Genomic DNA, 16,074 nt, shown 5'->3' with positions numbered 1-16,074 from the left:
CCCCTTCTGAATAAGAAATATTTACAAGCGCGACCCTTTACACATAATGCAAATCTTTCGCATTATGTTGCAGTTTTGCGCGCCCCCCCAGCGCCGTCCACTCCCCCTCTCGAAGCAGGATGTTCGCCATGATTCGTATGCCTCTGGCTACCGCCAGTCTGTTGGCCATCGCTATTTCCCTCGCCGGCTGCGGCGAAGGCAAAGACGACAAGGCCGCCGCTCAAGCGCCGACCCCGGCCGCCAGCACTGCCACCCCAGCCACTGACGCTGCCGGCAAGGTCGACGAAGCCGCGGCCAAGGCTGTAGTCGCGCATTACGCCGACATGGTATTCGCCGTTTACAGCGACTCCGAATCCACCGCGAAAACCCTGCAAACCGCCATCGATGCCTTCCTCGCCAAGCCCAACGACGAAACCCTGAAAGCCGCCAAGGCTGCCTGGGTTGCCGCTCGCGTGCCTTACCTGCAGAGCGAAGTGTTCCGCTTCGGCAACACCATCATCGATGACTGGGAAGGTCAGGTGAACGCCTGGCCATTGGACGAAGGCCTGATCGACTACGTCGACAAGAGCTACGAGCACGCACTGGGCAACCCGGGCGCCACCGCCAACATCATCGCCAACACCCAGATCCAGGTCGGCGAAGACAAGGTCGACGTGAAAGACATCACCCCGGAAACCCTCGCCAGCCTGAACGAGCTGGGTGGTGCCGAGGCCAACGTCGCCACTGGCTACCACGCCATCGAATTCCTGCTCTGGGGCCAGGACCTGAACGGCACCGGCCCTGGCGCCGGCGCCCGCCCTGCTTCCGACTACCTGGAAGGTGCCGGTGCCACCGGCGGCCACAACGAGCGTCGTCGCGCCTACCTGAAGGCCGTGACCCAACTGCTGGTCAACGACCTGGAAGAAATGGTCGGCAACTGGAAGCCGGATGTGGCCGACAACTACCGCGCCACCCTGGAAGCCGAACCGGCCGAGACCGGCCTGCGCAAGATGCTGTTCGGCATGGGCAGCCTTTCCCTGGGCGAACTGGCGGGCGAGCGGATGAAGGTATCCCTGGAAGCCAACTCCCCTGAAGATGAGCAGGATTGCTTCAGCGACAACACCCACAACTCGCACTTCTACGATGCCAAGGGCATCCGCAACGTCTATCTGGGCGAGTACACCCGTGTCGACGGCAGCAAGATGACCGGCGCCAGTCTGTCGTCCCTGGTGGCCAAGGCCGACCCGGCAGCCGACGCCGCCCTGAAAGCCGACCTGGCCGCCACCGAAGCCAAGATCCAAGTCATGGTCGACCACGCCAACAAGGGTGAGCACTACGACCAACTGATCGCGGCGGGCAACGAATCCGGCAACCAGATCGTGCGCGACGCCATCGCCGCCCTGGTCAAGCAGACCGGCTCGATCGAACAGGCTGCGGGCAAGCTGGGCATCAGCGACCTGAACCCGGACAACGCCGATCACGAGTTCTGATCAGCGCGGCTTCAGCCAAAAGGCGACCTGCGGGTCGCCTTTTTTGTGCCCATGGCGCTCCGTTTCAGGCGCCTGGACGCTTCCCGGCAAGCTTGTCCTGAATCAAACCAAACGATAATTCCTCTTATTCAATCCAGGCGGCCCTGTTAGACTTTGCGCCCTTGTTTTGCTCGTCTTGCAGGATGTCCGATGCCCCCGTCGCTGCTTCGCTGGTCCGCTCTACTCATGGCCTTGAGCCTGAGTGCCTGCGATGACGCTCCGCGCTTTACCCAGGCCGAACCAGGGGAAGCCCGGGCCGGCGGCGCGACCACGGTCAACAAGGCCGATCGCAATGCCTTCTCCCTGCCATCGGCCAACCTGCCACCGACCCGACGCCTGGACTTCAGCGTCGGCAACAGTTTTTTCCGCAACCCCTGGGTGATCGCCCCTTCCACCACCACCGCCCGTGACGGCCTCGGCCCGCTGTTCAACACCAATGCCTGCCAGAACTGCCACGTCAAGGACGGCCGCGGCCATCCGCCCGCGCCGGATGCGCTGAACGCGGTGTCGATGCTGGTGCGCCTGTCGATTCCGGATACCCCGGCCTACGCCAAGGTCATTGAGCAGGTCGGCGTGGTGCCGGAACCGGTGTATGGCGGCCAGTTGCAAGACATGGCGATTCCCGGAGTCGCCCCCGAAGGCCGGGTACGGGTCGAATACGATCCGCTGCCCGTACGGTTCAAGGACGGCACCCAGGTGGAGTTGCGCAAACCCAGGCTGCAGATCACGGACCTGGGCTACGGCCCAATGCACCCCGAGACGCAGTTCTCCGCCCGAGTGGCGCCGCCGATGATCGGCCTGGGGTTGCTGGAGGCCATTCCCGAAGCGGCAATCCTGGCCAACGCTCGGCCCGCTTCCGGCAATAAGGCCATTGCCGGACGACCCAACTGGGTCTGGGATGACGCCCAGCAAAAGACCGTACTCGGGCGTTTTGGCTGGAAAGCCGGCCAACCCAACCTCAATCAACAAAATGTTCACGCGTTCTCTGGTGATATGGGCCTGACCACCCGCCTGAGGCCCTTCGATGACTGCACCGACGCGCAAACCGCCTGCAAGCAGGCCCCCAACGGCAATGGTCCGGACGGTGAGCCGGAGGTCAGCGACAACATCCTGCGCCTGGTGCTGTTCTACACTCGCAACCTGGCGGTACCGGCGCGCCGCGATGTCGATTCGCCCCAGGTCCTGGCCGGCAAGAACCTGTTCTTCCAGGCCGGCTGCCAGTCTTGCCACACCCCAAGCTTCACCACTGCGGCCAACGCCGCCGAACCCGAATTGGCCAATCAGGTGATACGCCCCTACAGCGACCTGCTGCTGCACGACATGGGGGAGGGCCTGGCGGACCACCGCACTGAGTTCAAGGCCAGTGGCCGCGACTGGCGCACTGCGCCCCTGTGGGGCATCGGCCTGACGGAAACCGTCAGTGGCCACACCCAGTTCCTGCATGACGGCCGCGCCCGCAACCTGATGGAGGCGGTGCTGTGGCATGGCGGCGAAGCCGAGGGCGCGAAGCAACAGGTTCTCGCCTTCAATGCCGAGCAGCGTGCCGCGCTGCTGGCCTTTTTGAATTCGCTATAAACATTCGTCTCATCTGCTTTCTCCACAACAAAGGGAGCCCGAACATGTTCCGCCCCAAACTGCTGTTCACCAGCCTTGCCGCACTCGCCCTGGGCGCCTGCTCGCCCCAGGACCCACAAGCCGTGACCTCGGCCGCTATCGCCAAGCAGGTGATCCTGCCGACCTACAGCCGTTGGGTCGACGCTGACCGCCAACTGGCCATCAGCGCCCTGGCCTTCTGCGAAGGCAAGGAAAGCCTGGACACTGCCCGTGCCGACTTCCTCCACGCACAAAAGGCCTGGGCCGAGCTGCAACCGCTGCTGATCGGCCCGCTGGCCGAGGGCAACCGCGCCTGGCAAGTGCAGTTCTGGCCGGACAAGAAAAACCTGGTAGGCCGCCAGGTCGAACAACTGGTCAGCGCCAATGCGCAGATCGATGCCGCGGCCCTGGCCAAGTCCAGTGTGGTGGTGCAAGGACTGTCGGCTTACGAGTACATCCTGTTCGACAGCAAGATCGACATGGCCGACAGCGCACAGAAAGCTCGCTACTGCCCACTGTTGACCGCCATCGGTGAACGTCAGAAACAACTGGCGGAAGAAATCCTGGCGGGCTGGAATACCAACGACGGCATGCTCGCCCAGATGAGCAAGTTCCCCAACCAGCGCTACGCCGACTCCCATGAAGCCATCGCTGATTTGCTGCGGGTCCAGGTCACTGCCCTGGATACCCTGAAGAAGAAGCTCGGCACGCCGATGGGCCGCCAGACCAAGGGCATTCCTCAGCCGTTCCAGGCCGACGCCTGGCGCAGCCAGTCGTCCCTGCAAGGCCTTGAGGCCAGCCTCAGCGCTGCTCAGACGGTCTGGGCCGGAGTCGACAACAAGGGCCTGCGCGGCCTGTTGCCAGCCGATCAGAAGCCCCTGGCCGACAAGATCGACGCTGCATACGCCGCCTCGCTGAAACTCTTCGCCAGCACCCAGCGCTCGCTGACCGAAATGCTCGGTGACGACGCCGGGCGCCAGCAGCTCAATGATCTGTACGACAGCCTCAACGTGGTCCACCGCCTGCACGAAGGCGAACTGGCCAAGGCGCTGGGTATCCAACTGGGCTTCAACGCCAACGACGGTGACTGATGATGCTGCGACGTCAGGCTTTGGTTCTGGGCAGCCTGCTGCTCAGTGCGGTGACCTTGGGCGGCTGGACGCTGTTCAAGCAAAAGGGCAAACAGCCCTTGCTGCTTTCGGCCAGGGACGATGGTGACGGCAAGCATTACGCCGTCGGTTATCAGCTGGACGGTAAACAGGTGTTTGCCACCCAGGTCGGCCAGCGTTGCCATGACATCATCAATCACCCGCAGTTGCCGATCGCCCTGTTCGTGGCCCGGCGCCCGGGCACCGAGAGTTACCTGATCGACCTGCGCAACGGCGCGCTGCTGCAGACCGTGACCTCACAACCTGACCGGCACTTCTACGGTCACGCGGTGATCCACAAGGATGGCCAGTGGTTGTACGCCACCGAGAACGACACCCGGGACCCCGGCCGCGGCCTGCTCGGGGTGTATCGCTTCGAAGGCGAGCGTCTGGTGCACAGCGCTGAGCTGTCCACCCACGGTATCGGCCCGCACCAGGTGTCGTGGATGCCCGACGGTGAAACCCTGGTGGTAGCCAATGGCGGCATCCGCACTGAAGCCGAGAGCCGGGTGGAGATGAACCTCGATGCCATGGAGCCCAGCCTGGTGCTGATGCAGCGCGACGGCACCCTGTTGAGCAAGGAAACCCTGGCCCAGCAGATGAACAGCGTGCGCCACATGGGCATCGCCAGCGACGGCACCATCGTCACCGGCCAGCAGTTCATGGGCGCCGCCCACGAGCCCTCGGAACTCCTGGCAATCAAGCGTCCGGGCCAGCCCTTCGCGGCCTTCCCGGTGCCCGAACAGCAGCTGCAAGCCATGGGGCACTACACCGCCAGCGTCGCGGTGCACAGCGACCTGCGCCTGGTGGCCCTGACCGCCCCCCGGGGCAACCGTTTCTTCATCTGGGACCTGGACAGCGGCGCAGTGCGGGTCGATGCGCCCCTGCCAGACTGTGCCGGGGTCGGCGCCGTGGCCGACGGTTTCGTGGTGACGTCGGGACAAGGCCGTTGCCGCTTCTACGACTGTCGTCAGACACAGATTGTGGCAAAGCCGCTGGATCTGCCCGCAGGGCTCTGGGACAACCATCTGCATCTGATCTGAAAAAACCTCCCCGGCCTTGGCGCCGGGAGCTTCGCTGAACGACAGGACGCTCATCTGGAACCCGCACGCGACTCGGAGTAATGTCTACCGGGCTTGTTTACCGGGCTTTCCAAGGAAGCGGAATATGCTGCGTCGCCGCATGCTGATCATGCTGGGTGTGGTCCTGTTGGTCGTGCTGTTGCTGGCCGGCTACAAGGCGTTTTCGATCTACAAGATGGTCCAGGTCTACTCGGCCCCCAAGCCGCCCATCAGCGTGGCGGTGATTACCGCCGACGAGCGCCCCTGGCAAAGCCGGCTGCCCAGTGTCGGCAGCCTCAAGGCCCTGCAAGGGGTCAACCTCAGCCTGGAAGTCGCCGGTACGGTCAAGGACCTGCAGTTCGAATCCGGGCAGCAGGTCAAGGCCGGCCAGCCGTTGCTGACCCTGGACAGCGCGGTGGAAAGCGCCCTGCTGGAAACCGCCCAGGCCGACCTCGGCCTGGCCCAGCTGGATTTCGGACGCGGCAGCCAACTGGTGGGCAGCCAGGCGATTTCCAAGGGCGAGTACGACCGACTCTCGGCACAGCTGCAAAAAAACAAGGCCACGGTCAACCAGCTCAAGGCCTCCCTGGCCAAGAAACGCATTCTCGCCCCCTTTGCCGGCACAATCGGCATCCGCCAGGTGGATATCGGCGACTTCCTGGCCAGCGGTACGGTGATCGCCACCCTGCAGGACCTGAGCAGCCTGTACGTGGACTTCTACATCCCGGAACAATCGGTGCCCAAGATCCGCCTGGGACAGACCGTGGAACTCAGCGTTGCGGCGTTCCCCAGAGAGTCGTTCCCCGGCAGCATCAGCGCCATCAACCCCAAGGTCGAGAACAGCACCCGCAACGTGCTGGTACGCGCCACCCTGGCCAACCCCGGAGGCCGCTTGCTGCCAGGCATGTTCGCCGACCTGCAAGTATTGCTCCCCGATCCGCAGCTCAAGGTCGTGGTGCCGGAAAGCACCCTCACCTACACCCTCTACGGCAACTCGGTGTATGTGGTAACGCAAAAGAAAGCCGCCGACGGCAGCCTGGAGAAAGACCCCAAGGGCCAGCCGCTGCTGGTCGCCGAGCGGCGCTTCGTCGACACGGGCGAGCATCGCGGCGGCCTGGTGATGATCAACAAGGGCGTGAAAAAGGGCGAACAGGTGGTCAGTGCCGGTCAGATCAAACTGGATAACGGCGCCGACATCAGCATCACTCCGGACAAGCTGCAACCGGAACAGCCGAACAGCCAGCCCCGCGCCGACTGATCAAGGAATCCCCATGGCCTTTACCGATCCGTTCATTCGCCGCCCGGTGCTCGCGACCGTGGTCAGCCTGCTGATTGTGCTGTTGGGGTTCCAGGCCTGGAGCAAGCTGCCCTTGCGCCAGTACCCGCAGATGGAGAACGCCCTGATCACGGTGACCACCGCCTACCCCGGGGCCAATGCCGAAACCATCCAGGGCTATATCACCCAACCCATGCAGCAGAGCCTGGCTAGCGCCGAAGGCATCGACTACATGACCTCGGTGAGCCGGCAGAACTTCTCGGTGATCTCGATCTACGCCCGGATCGGCTCTAACAGCGACCGCCTGTTCACCGAACTGCTGGCCAAGGCCAACGAGGTCAAGAACAAGCTGCCCCAGCAAGCCGAAGACCCGGTGTTGAGCAAAGAAGCAGCCGACGCCTCGGTGCTGATGTACATCAGCTTCTCCAGCCCGCAACTGAACAACCCACAGATCACCGACTACCTGTCGCGCGTGATCCAACCCAAGCTGGCGACCCTGCCGGGCATGGCCGAGGCGGAGATCCTCGGTAACCAGGTGTTTGCCATGCGCCTGTGGCTGGACCCGGTGAAGCTGGCGGCCTATGGCCTGGCGGCCAGCGACGTGAGCAATGCCGTGCGCCAATACAATTTTCTGTCCGCCGCCGGCGAGGTCAAGGGCGAGTACGTCGTCACCAGTATCAATGCCAACACCGAACTGAAATCCGCCGAGGCGTTCGCCGCTATCCCGTTGAAAACCGATGGCGACAGCCGGGTCCTGCTCAAGGATGTGGCGCGGGTGGAAATGGGGGCGGAAAACTACAACGCCATCAGCTCCTTCGGCGGCGTCCCTTCGGTCTACATCGGCATCAAGGCCACCCCCGGAGCCAACCCTCTGGACGTGATCAAGGAGGTGCGCAAGCTGCTCCCGGAACTGGAAGCGCAACTACCCCCGACCCTCAAGTTAGACATTGCCTATGACGCCACGCTGTTTATCCAGGCCTCCATCGACGAGGTGCTCAAGACCCTGTTCGAGGCAGTATTGATCGTGATTGTGGTGGTGTTCCTGTTTCTTGGCGCCTTGCGTTCGGTGGTGATCCCGGTGGTGACCATTCCACTGTCGATGATCGGCGTGATGTTCTTCATGCAGTTGATGGGCTACTCGATCAACCTGCTGACCTTGCTGGCCATGGTCCTGGCCATTGGCCTGGTGGTGGACGACGCCATCGTGGTGGTGGAGAACATCCATCGGCACATCGAAGAGGGCAAGTCCCCCCTGGACGCGGCCATCGAAGGAGCGCGGGAAATCGCCATGCCGGTGGTATCGATGACCATCACTCTGGCGGCGGTTTACGCCCCCATTGGTTTTCTCCAGGGACTCACCGGGGCCCTGTTCAAGGAGTTCGCCCTGACGCTGGCCGGGGCCGTGGTGATTTCCGGGATCGTCGCCCTGACCCTGTCACCGATGATGTGTGCACTGTTGCTGCGCCGCGAGGAAAACCCCAGCGGCCTGTCCCATCGCCTGGACCGGATTTTCGACAGCCTGAAGCAGCGCTACCAGCGCCTGCTCCACAGCACCCTTGATACCCGCCCCGTCGTACTGGTGTTCGCACTGATCGTGCTGTGCCTGATTCCCCTGCTGCTCAAGTTCACCAAGGCGGAGCTGGCACCGGACGAAGACCAGGGCATTGTTTTCATGCTGGCCACGGCGCCGCAACCGGCCAACCTGGAGTACCTCAATGCCTACACCGATGAGTTCCTGGCGATCTTCAAGGAGTTCCCCGAGTACTACTCCTCATTCCAGATCAACGGTTTCAACGGAGTGCAGTCAGGGATCGGCGGCTTCCTGCTCAAGCCCTGGAACCAGCGCCAACAGACCCAGATGCAAATCCTGCCTCAGGTCCAGGAGAAACTGGCAGGCATTGCCGGCCTGCAAGTCTTCGGTTTCAACCTGCCAGCCTTGCCCGGCACCGGCGAGGGCCTGCCCTTTGCCTTCGTGATCAACACCCCCAACGATTACGAGTCCCTGTTGGAGGTGGCCAACCGGGTAAAGAAACGCGCCATGGAGTCGGGGAAGTTCGCCTTTGTCGACATTGACCTGGCCTTCGACAAGCCCGAGGTAGTGGTCGACATCGATCGGGCCAAGGCGGCGCAGATGGGCGTTACCATGCAGGACCTGGGGGGTACGCTGGCGACCTTGCTCGGCGAGGCGGAAATCAACCGTTTCACCATCGACGGCCGCAGCTATAAAGTGATCGCCCAAGTGGAGCGCGCCTATCGGGACAACCCTGACTGGCTGAACAACTACTACGTGAAGAACAGCAAGGGGGAGGCCTTGCCGCTGTCGACCCTGATCAAAGTCAGCGACCGCGCCCGCCCTCGGCAGTTGAACCAGTTCCAGCAACTCAATGCCGCGACCATTTCCGGTGTGCCCGTGGTCAGCATGGGCGAAGCCATCGACACCATGCGCCAGATCGCCACGCAGGAGGCCCCCGCCGGCTATGCGTTCGACTATGCCAGCGCTGCCCGCCAGTACGTCCAGGAAGGCAGCGCGCTCTGGGTCACCTTCGGCCTGGCCCTGGCGATCATTTTCCTGGTACTGGCGGCGCAGTTCGAAAGCTTCCGCGACCCGGTGGTGATTCTGGTGACCGTGCCGCTATCGATCTGCGGCGCCCTGATCCCGCTGTTTCTCGGCTGGTCGAGCATGAACATCTACACCCAGGTCGGCCTGGTGACGCTGATCGGCCTGATCAGCAAGCATGGGATCCTGATCGTCGAATTCGCCAACCAACTGCGCCGGGACCAGGGACTCAGCGCCCGACAGGCGGTGGAGCAAGCCGCGTCCATTCGCCTGCGCCCAGTGCTGATGACCACAGCGGCGATGGTGTTCGGCATGGTGCCACTGATCCTGGCCAGCGGTGCCGGAGCAGTCAGCCGCTTCGATATCGGCACGGTGATTGCCACAGGCATGTCCATCGGCACCCTGTTCACCCTCTTCGTCCTCCCCTGCATCTACACCCTGCTGGCCAAGCCTGACGCCTGAGCCGGGGACAAACAAAAGGCCTCGCAATGCGAGGCCTTCAGGTGGCAGTTTCAGGTCTTCAACTCTGGGGTTTCAACGCCTGGCTCATGCCGAACATGAACAGCAGCAGTTCATGATCCGGCTTGACCGCCACCGAGCTCTTGGCCACCCGTGGCAATGGGCAATGTTCACCCTGAGCGGCGCTGAGAACCTGCGTTCGCGGCTGCTCCCAGACAACCATGGCCAAGGAAGCAACTGCCAAGGCTCCTGCCAGGAACAAACCTCGTGCAATTTCTAGCTTCATAGCTATAAACCTTTGATGGGGCTGCCAAACACCGTTCTATAAAGGTAGTAGAGCTTTTGCCAGTCGGTGTCATTCCACGACGAATGGCGGCGCAGTTGCTTGAGGTCGTGGGCCGCGGCCCGGCGGCTGCTCAGGCGCTGGCGGCACTTCTCGAAATCCAGCAATGCAATCCTCACCTGGGCCTGCTCGCCCTCGCCATCTACTCGCACGAAAACATGTTTGGAATACAGGCAGCCATGCTGCCAACGGCCCTTGTGCATGCGCGCCAGCGTCTGCGCCAGTGTCTGCAACACTCGTTCGTGCAAAACTTCGCCGTGGCGTTCACGCTCACCTGCGGCATACCAGTTATCGATTTCCACGAAGCCGTCGAGCGCAGCGGTCACCAGCAGGGCCTGCCACTGGTGCTCGGGGCCGCGCCGGGCGCCGCAGAACACCAGTTCTGGCACCTCTATATCCAGCGAACGCAGGCTTTGCAGGGCATCACGCTCACGCAGGACGGTCGGACGACCAAAAGGATGCAGAAAACTGCGATGAATATGCCCGATCTGTCGCTTGGCATAGAGCAGACGACCGCCGCTGATCAGGCGCTGCACGCCGCTCTCACCGCCTCGACGCTTATTGGGTTGCTCGACCCATTCACCTTGTTGGTCCCAGAAGTATTCGAAGCAATCTGTGGGCACGGCATCCATTTCCGAAGCACATTCAACAGCCATCCTCTTACCTCTTGCGTAATACGTAGACTCGCCACATGGCGTAGAGCGGAAAGAAGTCCAGATGCTCCTGGACACGAAAACCGGCTTGCCTGAACTCTTCTTCGACCGTAGCCGCCGGTAACACGAAACGATTCTGGTAACCCTCCTGCCCACCTTCGGACAGCCGCTTGCGCTCCATACGCTTGCGCTTCCAGGCCTTGAAATTGCCATCGACCCATAGCGAGATAATCACGCTGTCACGGGTGACCCGCTGAAACTCCCGTAGCAGCGCCATCCGATGCTCGACCTCGCCGATGTGGTGCAGCAACCGCATGGAAAAAATGCAGTCCACAGCGTTGTCCGGTAAATCGATGGCAAACGCTGACGTCTGCAAGGCTCGTACCCGTTTCACCACGTCGGCCGGTTGCGCCACCGTAGCGGTGCTGAGCATAGCCGCTGAATTGTCAGCGCCAACAATGACTCGATTGGCCTTTTCGGTCAGCAGCGGCCAGAAACGGCCCGCGCCACAGGGCAGGTCCAGCACCAGGCCCGGCTCTCCCGCCAGGGCCAGCGCAGCGCGAGCCAATTGTTCATCACGCTTGTGGGACAACTGTCGCGCCAGTCCTTGCTGGTGCTTGAGCAGGTATTGCTGCGCATGTTGGGCATCGTACTTGTCGGAAAATTCCAGCTTGATCGGTGTCGCCATCATCAAAGTCTCCTGCAACTGATGACGCCACCTTAGGCAGCGACGTGTCAGCGACAGGTCATCCCCTTGTGAAAACTTCGTACCGTCCAACGATGAAATATTTCAGAGTTTTACAGGCAGCAGGCAATGGCCTGGGGCCACTTCAGAAGAAAAATCGACAAGCGAGTGGCCCTGCAAAACAGGGCATGGCAAGAGTATTCAAGCCTTGGAAGGGGGGAGCTGAACGTGAAAACGACAGCCATTGGGGGTCATGGTACTGAGAGTGACGCTCCAGCCCTGGTTCTCGCAGATGCGCTGGACCAGGGACAAGCCCAGCCCCAGGCCCTCACCGCGCTTTTCATCGCCACGGACAAAGGGCTGGAACATCGCCTCGCGCTTTTCCTCGGGAATGCCCACGCCGCTGTCCTCGACGACAAATCCATCCGCCACCAGGCTCAAGCGAATGAATCCCTGTTCGGTGTAGTGCAAGGCATTGCGCAACAGGTTGCCCATCACCGCATGCAGGAAGGTGGCGTTGTAGCGAGTTTCACCCGGTTGCCCCGGCTCGAAGATCAGCTCGATACCCTTGGCTTCGATGGATTCGCGCCACACTCCGATCAGGTCATTGGCCACCTGGGTCAACGTCAGCTGCGGCGACATACTGGCATCTTCCCGCTGGGCCCGGGCCAGCATCAGGAACGTCTGCACCAGCTCACGCATTTCTTCGCAGGCCCGGGCAATACGTTCGACCTGGGATCGTCCACGGGGATCAAGCCCAGGGTTTTCCAGAAGCAGCTCGCAGGACGTGGCCAGGACCATCAGCGGCGTGCGCAGTTCATGGCTGACATCACTGGTGAACAGGCGCTCACGGCTCAAAGCCTGGCGCAGACGTCCCAGCGTCGCATCGAAGGCGATCGCCAACTCGCCCACCTCATCCGCCGCATAATCCGGCGCCAGGGGCGGGGCCAGGCCCAGCAATTGATCGCGGTGACGGACCTGGCGAGCCAGACGAACCACCGGTGCCATCACCCTACGCGCCAAGACCCAACCCAGGAACACCGCCAGCGCCAGGCTGAGGACAAAGCCCACCAGCACCACCGCGAACAGCACCCGCTCGCGCTCTTCAAAATCACTCTGATCCTGCAGCAGCACATAACGCCGGCCATCCACCACTTCAACCATGGCGTGATAGGACAGCTGCTCGCGAAACACTTCATGGAAGCCCGGGTCCAGATGCCTCAGGTCCTTGGGCAACTCGAAGTCGCCGCGCCCGCCACTGTAGTAGAACAGCTGGTCGGGCTCGGGGCGGTGATTCCAGTCGGCAACGTTATCCATCAGCAACAGGCGTTGCAGATCGCCGCCAAGGCCGGCGGAGATGAGTTTCTCCTCCACCAGATGCACGGTCGCCACGATGCCCATGGCGAAAGCCCCCGCCACCAGTGCGCTCATCAAGGCAAAGGCGATGATGATGCGCTGGGCAAGGCTCTGCTTAAACTCCATCACGGCCCTCGGCCAACCGATAGCCGACACCGTGCACGGTGTGCAGCAACGGCTTGGCGAACGGCTTGTCGATCACCTGGCGCAGTTGGTGGACATGGCTGCGCAGGCTGTCACTGTCCGGACAGTCATCGCCCCACAGGGCCTCTTCGAGGATTTCCCGGCGCAACACATGGGGGCTCTTCTGCATCAACACTGCCAGCAGCTTGAGGCCCACCGGGTTGAGCTTGAGCAGACGCCCTTCGCGGGTGACTTCCAGGGTATCGAGGTCATAACTGAGGTCACCGACCTGCAGCGCTCGACGACCACCGCCCTGGGCACGGCGCATCACCGCCTCGATCCTCGCGGCCAGTTCGGACAGGGCAAATGGCTTGAGCAGATAGTCGTCGGCCCCGGACTTGAAGCCCTGAAGCCGGTCATCCAACTGGTCGCGGGCCGTGAGCATGATCACTGGGGTATCGCGCCGGGCATCTTCGCGCAGGCGCTTGCACAGGGTGTAGCCGTCGATCCCTGGCAGCATGATGTCGAGCACGATCAGGTCGTAATGCTCGGTGGCAGCCAGGTGCAACCCCGACAGACCATCCTGGGCGCAGTCCACGGTATAGCCCTTGAGTCCCAAGTAATCCGCCAGGTTGGCGAGAATATCGCGGTTGTCTTCGACCAGTAGAATTCGCATCGGCACTCTCTCCGCACACAGTTAGGGCCGTCTTGGCTCGCGCAGCTTAAGGCCAAGTCCGACTCGCCGCCAGCCTTGTCTGACCGATCCTGGGGCACTTTTGCCCCCTTCAATGGCTTAACAAATTTTTCACCGCTGGCTCACAACCTGACTACAGGGGCAAGCCCAGACTGCCGACCGTTTGCCGACCAGAAACAGACAGGAACAGCACTTCCTGGCTTGCCCGCCGAGCAGAAAGAGCCAATGCGTTTCATTGGCCAGAACTCAATGGATGTTCGCCGTGCCAGCGCTGTTGGGTTGTTGAACCTGAACGACGAATCGAGCGTCCTGGAGCTGTTGCAAGACACCCCACGGCCACTGCGATCCTGGTGGGCAACCACCAACACCTGGGACTGTTCGACAGCAAGGGCCTGGCCATTCTCAGTCCATGCCAGAGGCGGCACCGACAGGCGCCCCTCAATTTCAGGCGCAAAAAAGCCCCGCCGGTTTTCACCGGCGGGGCTTTTTCAGTGCAGGGGTAAGGCTGGCTTACATCATGCCGCCCATGCCACCCATGCCGCCCATGTCTGGCATACCGCCAGCGGCCGGCTTGTCTTCCACGATTTCAGCAACAGCGGCTTCGGTGGTCAGGATCAGACCGCCGATGGACGATGCAGCTTGCAGCGCGGAACGGGTCACCTTGGTTGGGTCCAGGATGCCCATTTCGATCATGTCGCCGTATTCGCTGGTGGCAGCGTTGTAACCGAAGTTACCAGCGCCCTGCTTGACCTTGTCCACCACCACGCTTGGCTCGTCGCCGGAGTTGGCAACGATCTGACGCAGTGGGGCTTCGATAGCGCGACGCAGAACAGCGATACCCACGTCCTGATCGGCGTTGTCGCCTTTGAGGTCCTTGATGCCTTGCAGAGCACGGATCAGGGCTACGCCACCGCCAGGTACCACGCCTTCTTCGACGGCTGCACGGGTCGCGTGCAGGGCGTCTTCAACGCGGGCTTTCTTCTCTTTCATTTCAACTTCGGAGCCAGCGCCAACCTTGATCACTGCAACGCCGCCGGACAGCTTGGCCAGACGCTCTTGCAGTTTTTCACGGTCGTAGTCGGACGAAGTGTCGGCCACTTGTTGACGGATCTGGGTCACACGAGCCTGGATGTCCGCTTCAACGCCAGCACCGTCGATGATGGTGGTGTTTTCTTTGGACAGGATCACGCGCTTGGCGTTACCCAGGTGCTCCAGGGTGGTGCTTTCCAGGCTCAGGCCGATCTCTTCGGAGATCACGGTACCGCCGGTCAGAACGGCGATGTCCTGCAGCATGGCCTTGCGACGGTCGCCGAAGCCCGGTGCCTTGACGGCAGCGACTTTGACGATGCCACGCATGTTGTTCACAACCAGAGTCGCCAGGGCTTCGCCTTCAACGTCTTCAGCCACGATCAGCAGTGGGCGGCCGGCTTTGGCAACGGCTTCCAGCACTGGCAGCATTTCGCGGATGTTGGAGATCTTCTTGTCCACCAGCAGGATCAGCGGGCCGTCGAGTTCGGCGACCATGGTGTCCGGCTTGTTGATGAAGTAAGGGGACAGGTAGCCACGGTCGAACTGCATGCCTTCTACAACCGACAGTTCGTTTTCCAGGCCCGAGCCTTCTTCAACGGTGATCACGCCTTCTTTACCGACTTTTTCCATGGCTTCGGCAATGATGTCGCCGATGGAGTTGTCGGAGTTGGCGGAGATGGTGCCGACCTGAGCGATGGCTTTGGAGTCAGCGCATGGCTTGGACAGACCTTTCAGCTCTTTGACGATGGCGATGGTGGCCTTGTCGATACCGCGCTTCAGGTCCATCGGGTTCATGCCGGCAGCGACGGCTTTCAGGCCTTCGTTGACAATCGACTGAGCCAGAACGGTGGCGGTGGTGGTGCCGTCGCCAGCGTCATCGTTGGCACGGGAGGCAACGTCTTTGACCAGCTGCGCGCCCATGTTTTCGAAGCGATCTTTCAGCTCGATTTCTTTGGCTACGGAAACGCCGTCCTTGGTGATGGTCGGAGCGCCGAAGCTCTTCTCGATGATCACGTTACGGCCTTTCGGGCCCAGGGTCGCTTTTACTGCGTCAGCCAGAACGTTGACACCAGTGAGCATTTTCTTGCGGGCGGAATCGCCGAATTTAACTTCTTTAGCAGCCATGATCGATATTCCTTAAATACTGTGTAGTAGCGGGGAAATACGTGGGAAATCAGCCTTCGATAACGGCGAGAATCTCGTTCTCAGCCATTACCAGCAGATCTTCGCCATCGACTTTCACGGTGTTGCTGCCGGAGTACGGGCCAAACACCACTTTGTCACCCACTTTCACGGCCAGCGCACGTACTTCACCGTTGTCCAGCACACGGCCGGTACCTACAGCGACGATTTCGCCACGGTTAGGTTTTTCAGCAGCCGAACCAGGCAGAACGATGCCGCCAGCAGTTTTCGATTCTTCTTCGCTGCGACGGATGACGACGCGGTCATGCAGAGGACGAAGCTTCATTGTCGATCTCTCCTAATTGTGGTTTTCAACGGCCGGTGTCGATACCGGCGGGTTAGCAAATCCGGCTTTGCCGGGTGCGGCTCGCGAGCGAGCCGCGGAAGTCTGTCTGGTGTCAGCACCA

Annotated in this window: 13 protein-coding genes; 6 read left to right on the top strand and 7 right to left on the bottom strand. The window is 61.7% G+C overall.

Going from position 1 to position 16,074, the window contains the following annotated elements; all coding sequences use genetic code 11:
* Nucleotides 1–128: 128 nt before the first annotated feature.
* The 6 genes from Q8O96_RS07475 (at nt 129) to Q8O96_RS07450 (ending at nt 9,605) form a co-directional block, all read left to right on the top strand.
* The gene (locus Q8O96_RS07475) at nt 129–1,469 is read left to right on the top strand and encodes an imelysin family protein (protein WP_102860504.1); all 1,341 of its coding nucleotides are present in this window, start codon (nt 129–131) and stop codon (nt 1,467–1,469) included.
* A gap of 189 nt (nt 1,470–1,658) precedes the next feature.
* Complete coding sequence (locus Q8O96_RS07470) at nt 1,659–3,083, top strand: di-heme oxidoredictase family protein (RefSeq protein WP_102860503.1); 1,425 nt, start codon at nt 1,659–1,661, stop codon at nt 3,081–3,083.
* A 44-nt stretch (nt 3,084–3,127) separates the two neighbouring features.
* On the top strand, nt 3,128–4,192 hold the full coding sequence (locus tag Q8O96_RS07465; protein WP_102860502.1) for an imelysin family protein: 1,065 nt from the start codon (nt 3,128–3,130) through the stop codon (nt 4,190–4,192).
* A gap of 2 nt (nt 4,193–4,194) precedes the next feature.
* On the top strand, nt 4,195–5,292 hold the full coding sequence (locus Q8O96_RS07460; protein ID WP_102860995.1) for a DUF1513 domain-containing protein: 1,098 nt from the start codon (nt 4,195–4,197) through the stop codon (nt 5,290–5,292).
* A gap of 124 nt (nt 5,293–5,416) precedes the next feature.
* Nucleotides 5,417–6,568 carry an efflux RND transporter periplasmic adaptor subunit gene (locus Q8O96_RS07455; RefSeq protein ID WP_305948615.1) on the top strand — a complete coding sequence of 384 codons (1,152 nt, stop codon included), beginning with the start codon at nt 5,417–5,419 and terminating at the stop codon, nt 6,566–6,568.
* Nucleotides 6,569–6,581: 13 nt separating this feature from the next.
* Entirely contained in the window at nt 6,582–9,605 is a 3,024-nt protein-coding gene (locus Q8O96_RS07450; protein WP_305948614.1) for a multidrug efflux RND transporter permease subunit, read from the top strand.
* Between the two features lie 58 nt (nt 9,606–9,663).
* Here Q8O96_RS07450 and Q8O96_RS07445 read toward each other — a convergent pair whose 3' ends face one another.
* The 7 genes from Q8O96_RS07445 to Q8O96_RS07415 all read right to left on the bottom strand — a co-directional run bounded on the left by Q8O96_RS07445 (nt 9,664) and on the right by Q8O96_RS07415 (nt 15,953).
* The gene (locus tag Q8O96_RS07445; RefSeq protein ID WP_102860499.1) at nt 9,664–9,888 is read right to left on the bottom strand and encodes a hypothetical protein; all 225 of its coding nucleotides are present in this window, start codon (nt 9,886–9,888) and stop codon (nt 9,664–9,666) included.
* Nucleotides 9,889–9,890: 2 nt separating this feature from the next.
* The gene (locus tag Q8O96_RS07440) at nt 9,891–10,601 is read right to left on the bottom strand and encodes a lipopolysaccharide kinase InaA family protein (protein WP_102860498.1); all 711 of its coding nucleotides are present in this window, start codon (nt 10,599–10,601) and stop codon (nt 9,891–9,893) included.
* A 4-nt stretch (nt 10,602–10,605) separates the two neighbouring features.
* Nucleotides 10,606–11,286 (bottom strand): class I SAM-dependent methyltransferase, encoded by a 681-nt coding sequence (locus Q8O96_RS07435; protein WP_102860994.1) that lies wholly within the window; start codon nt 11,284–11,286, stop codon nt 10,606–10,608.
* 198 nt (nt 11,287–11,484) lie between these two features.
* Nucleotides 11,485–12,765 (bottom strand): HAMP domain-containing sensor histidine kinase, encoded by a 1,281-nt coding sequence (locus Q8O96_RS07430; RefSeq protein WP_115580782.1) that lies wholly within the window; start codon nt 12,763–12,765, stop codon nt 11,485–11,487.
* On the bottom strand, nt 12,755–13,438 hold the full coding sequence (gene colR, locus Q8O96_RS07425; protein ID WP_102860496.1) for a two-component system response regulator ColR: 684 nt from the start codon (nt 13,436–13,438) through the stop codon (nt 12,755–12,757). The genes Q8O96_RS07430 and colR overlap by 11 nt, the downstream gene beginning before the upstream one ends.
* Nucleotides 13,439–13,966: 528 nt before the next feature.
* A complete protein-coding gene (gene groL / locus Q8O96_RS07420; RefSeq protein ID WP_047288866.1) occupies nt 13,967–15,610 on the bottom strand; it encodes a chaperonin GroEL in 1,644 nt (547 codons plus the stop codon).
* Between the two features lie 49 nt (nt 15,611–15,659).
* Nucleotides 15,660–15,953, bottom strand: a complete 294-nt coding sequence (locus tag Q8O96_RS07415) for a co-chaperone GroES (RefSeq protein ID WP_011063093.1) — start codon at nt 15,951–15,953, stop codon at nt 15,660–15,662.
* Nucleotides 15,954–16,074 lie beyond the last annotated feature (121 nt).

The organism is Pseudomonas sp. LPH60, assembly GCF_030718165.1.
GTDB classification, from domain to species: Bacteria; Pseudomonadota; Gammaproteobacteria; order Pseudomonadales; family Pseudomonadaceae; genus Aquipseudomonas; species Aquipseudomonas danubii.
This window is presented reverse-complemented; position numbering and strand designations above follow the sequence as displayed.

Bases quoted from the DNA above. Each gene is read 5' to 3' on its own strand.
- Q8O96_RS07450 (WP_305948614.1), top strand. From the start codon at position 6,582: ATGGCCTTTACCGATCCGTTCATTCGCCGCCCGGTGCTCGCGACCGTG.
- Q8O96_RS07445 (WP_102860499.1), bottom strand. From the start codon at position 9,888: ATGAAGCTAGAAATTGCACGAGGTTTGTTCCTGGCAGGAGCCTTGGCA.
- Q8O96_RS07460 (WP_102860995.1), top strand. From the start codon at position 4,195: ATGCTGCGACGTCAGGCTTTGGTTCTGGGCAGCCTGCTGCTCAGTGCG.
- Q8O96_RS07440 (WP_102860498.1), bottom strand. From the start codon at position 10,601: ATGGCTGTTGAATGTGCTTCGGAAATGGATGCCGTGCCCACAGATTGC.
- colR (WP_102860496.1), bottom strand. From the start codon at position 13,438: ATGCGAATTCTACTGGTCGAAGACAACCGCGATATTCTCGCCAACCTG.
- Q8O96_RS07465 (WP_102860502.1), top strand. From the start codon at position 3,128: ATGTTCCGCCCCAAACTGCTGTTCACCAGCCTTGCCGCACTCGCCCTG.
- groL (WP_047288866.1), bottom strand. From the start codon at position 15,610: ATGGCTGCTAAAGAAGTTAAATTCGGCGATTCCGCCCGCAAGAAAATG.
- Q8O96_RS07415 (WP_011063093.1), bottom strand. From the start codon at position 15,953: ATGAAGCTTCGTCCTCTGCATGACCGCGTCGTCATCCGTCGCAGCGAA.
- Q8O96_RS07435 (WP_102860994.1), bottom strand. From the start codon at position 11,286: ATGGCGACACCGATCAAGCTGGAATTTTCCGACAAGTACGATGCCCAA.
- Q8O96_RS07430 (WP_115580782.1), bottom strand. From the start codon at position 12,765: ATGGAGTTTAAGCAGAGCCTTGCCCAGCGCATCATCATCGCCTTTGCC.
- Q8O96_RS07470 (WP_102860503.1), top strand. From the start codon at position 1,659: ATGCCCCCGTCGCTGCTTCGCTGGTCCGCTCTACTCATGGCCTTGAGC.
- Q8O96_RS07455 (WP_305948615.1), top strand. From the start codon at position 5,417: ATGCTGCGTCGCCGCATGCTGATCATGCTGGGTGTGGTCCTGTTGGTC.
- Q8O96_RS07475 (WP_102860504.1), top strand. From the start codon at position 129: ATGATTCGTATGCCTCTGGCTACCGCCAGTCTGTTGGCCATCGCTATT.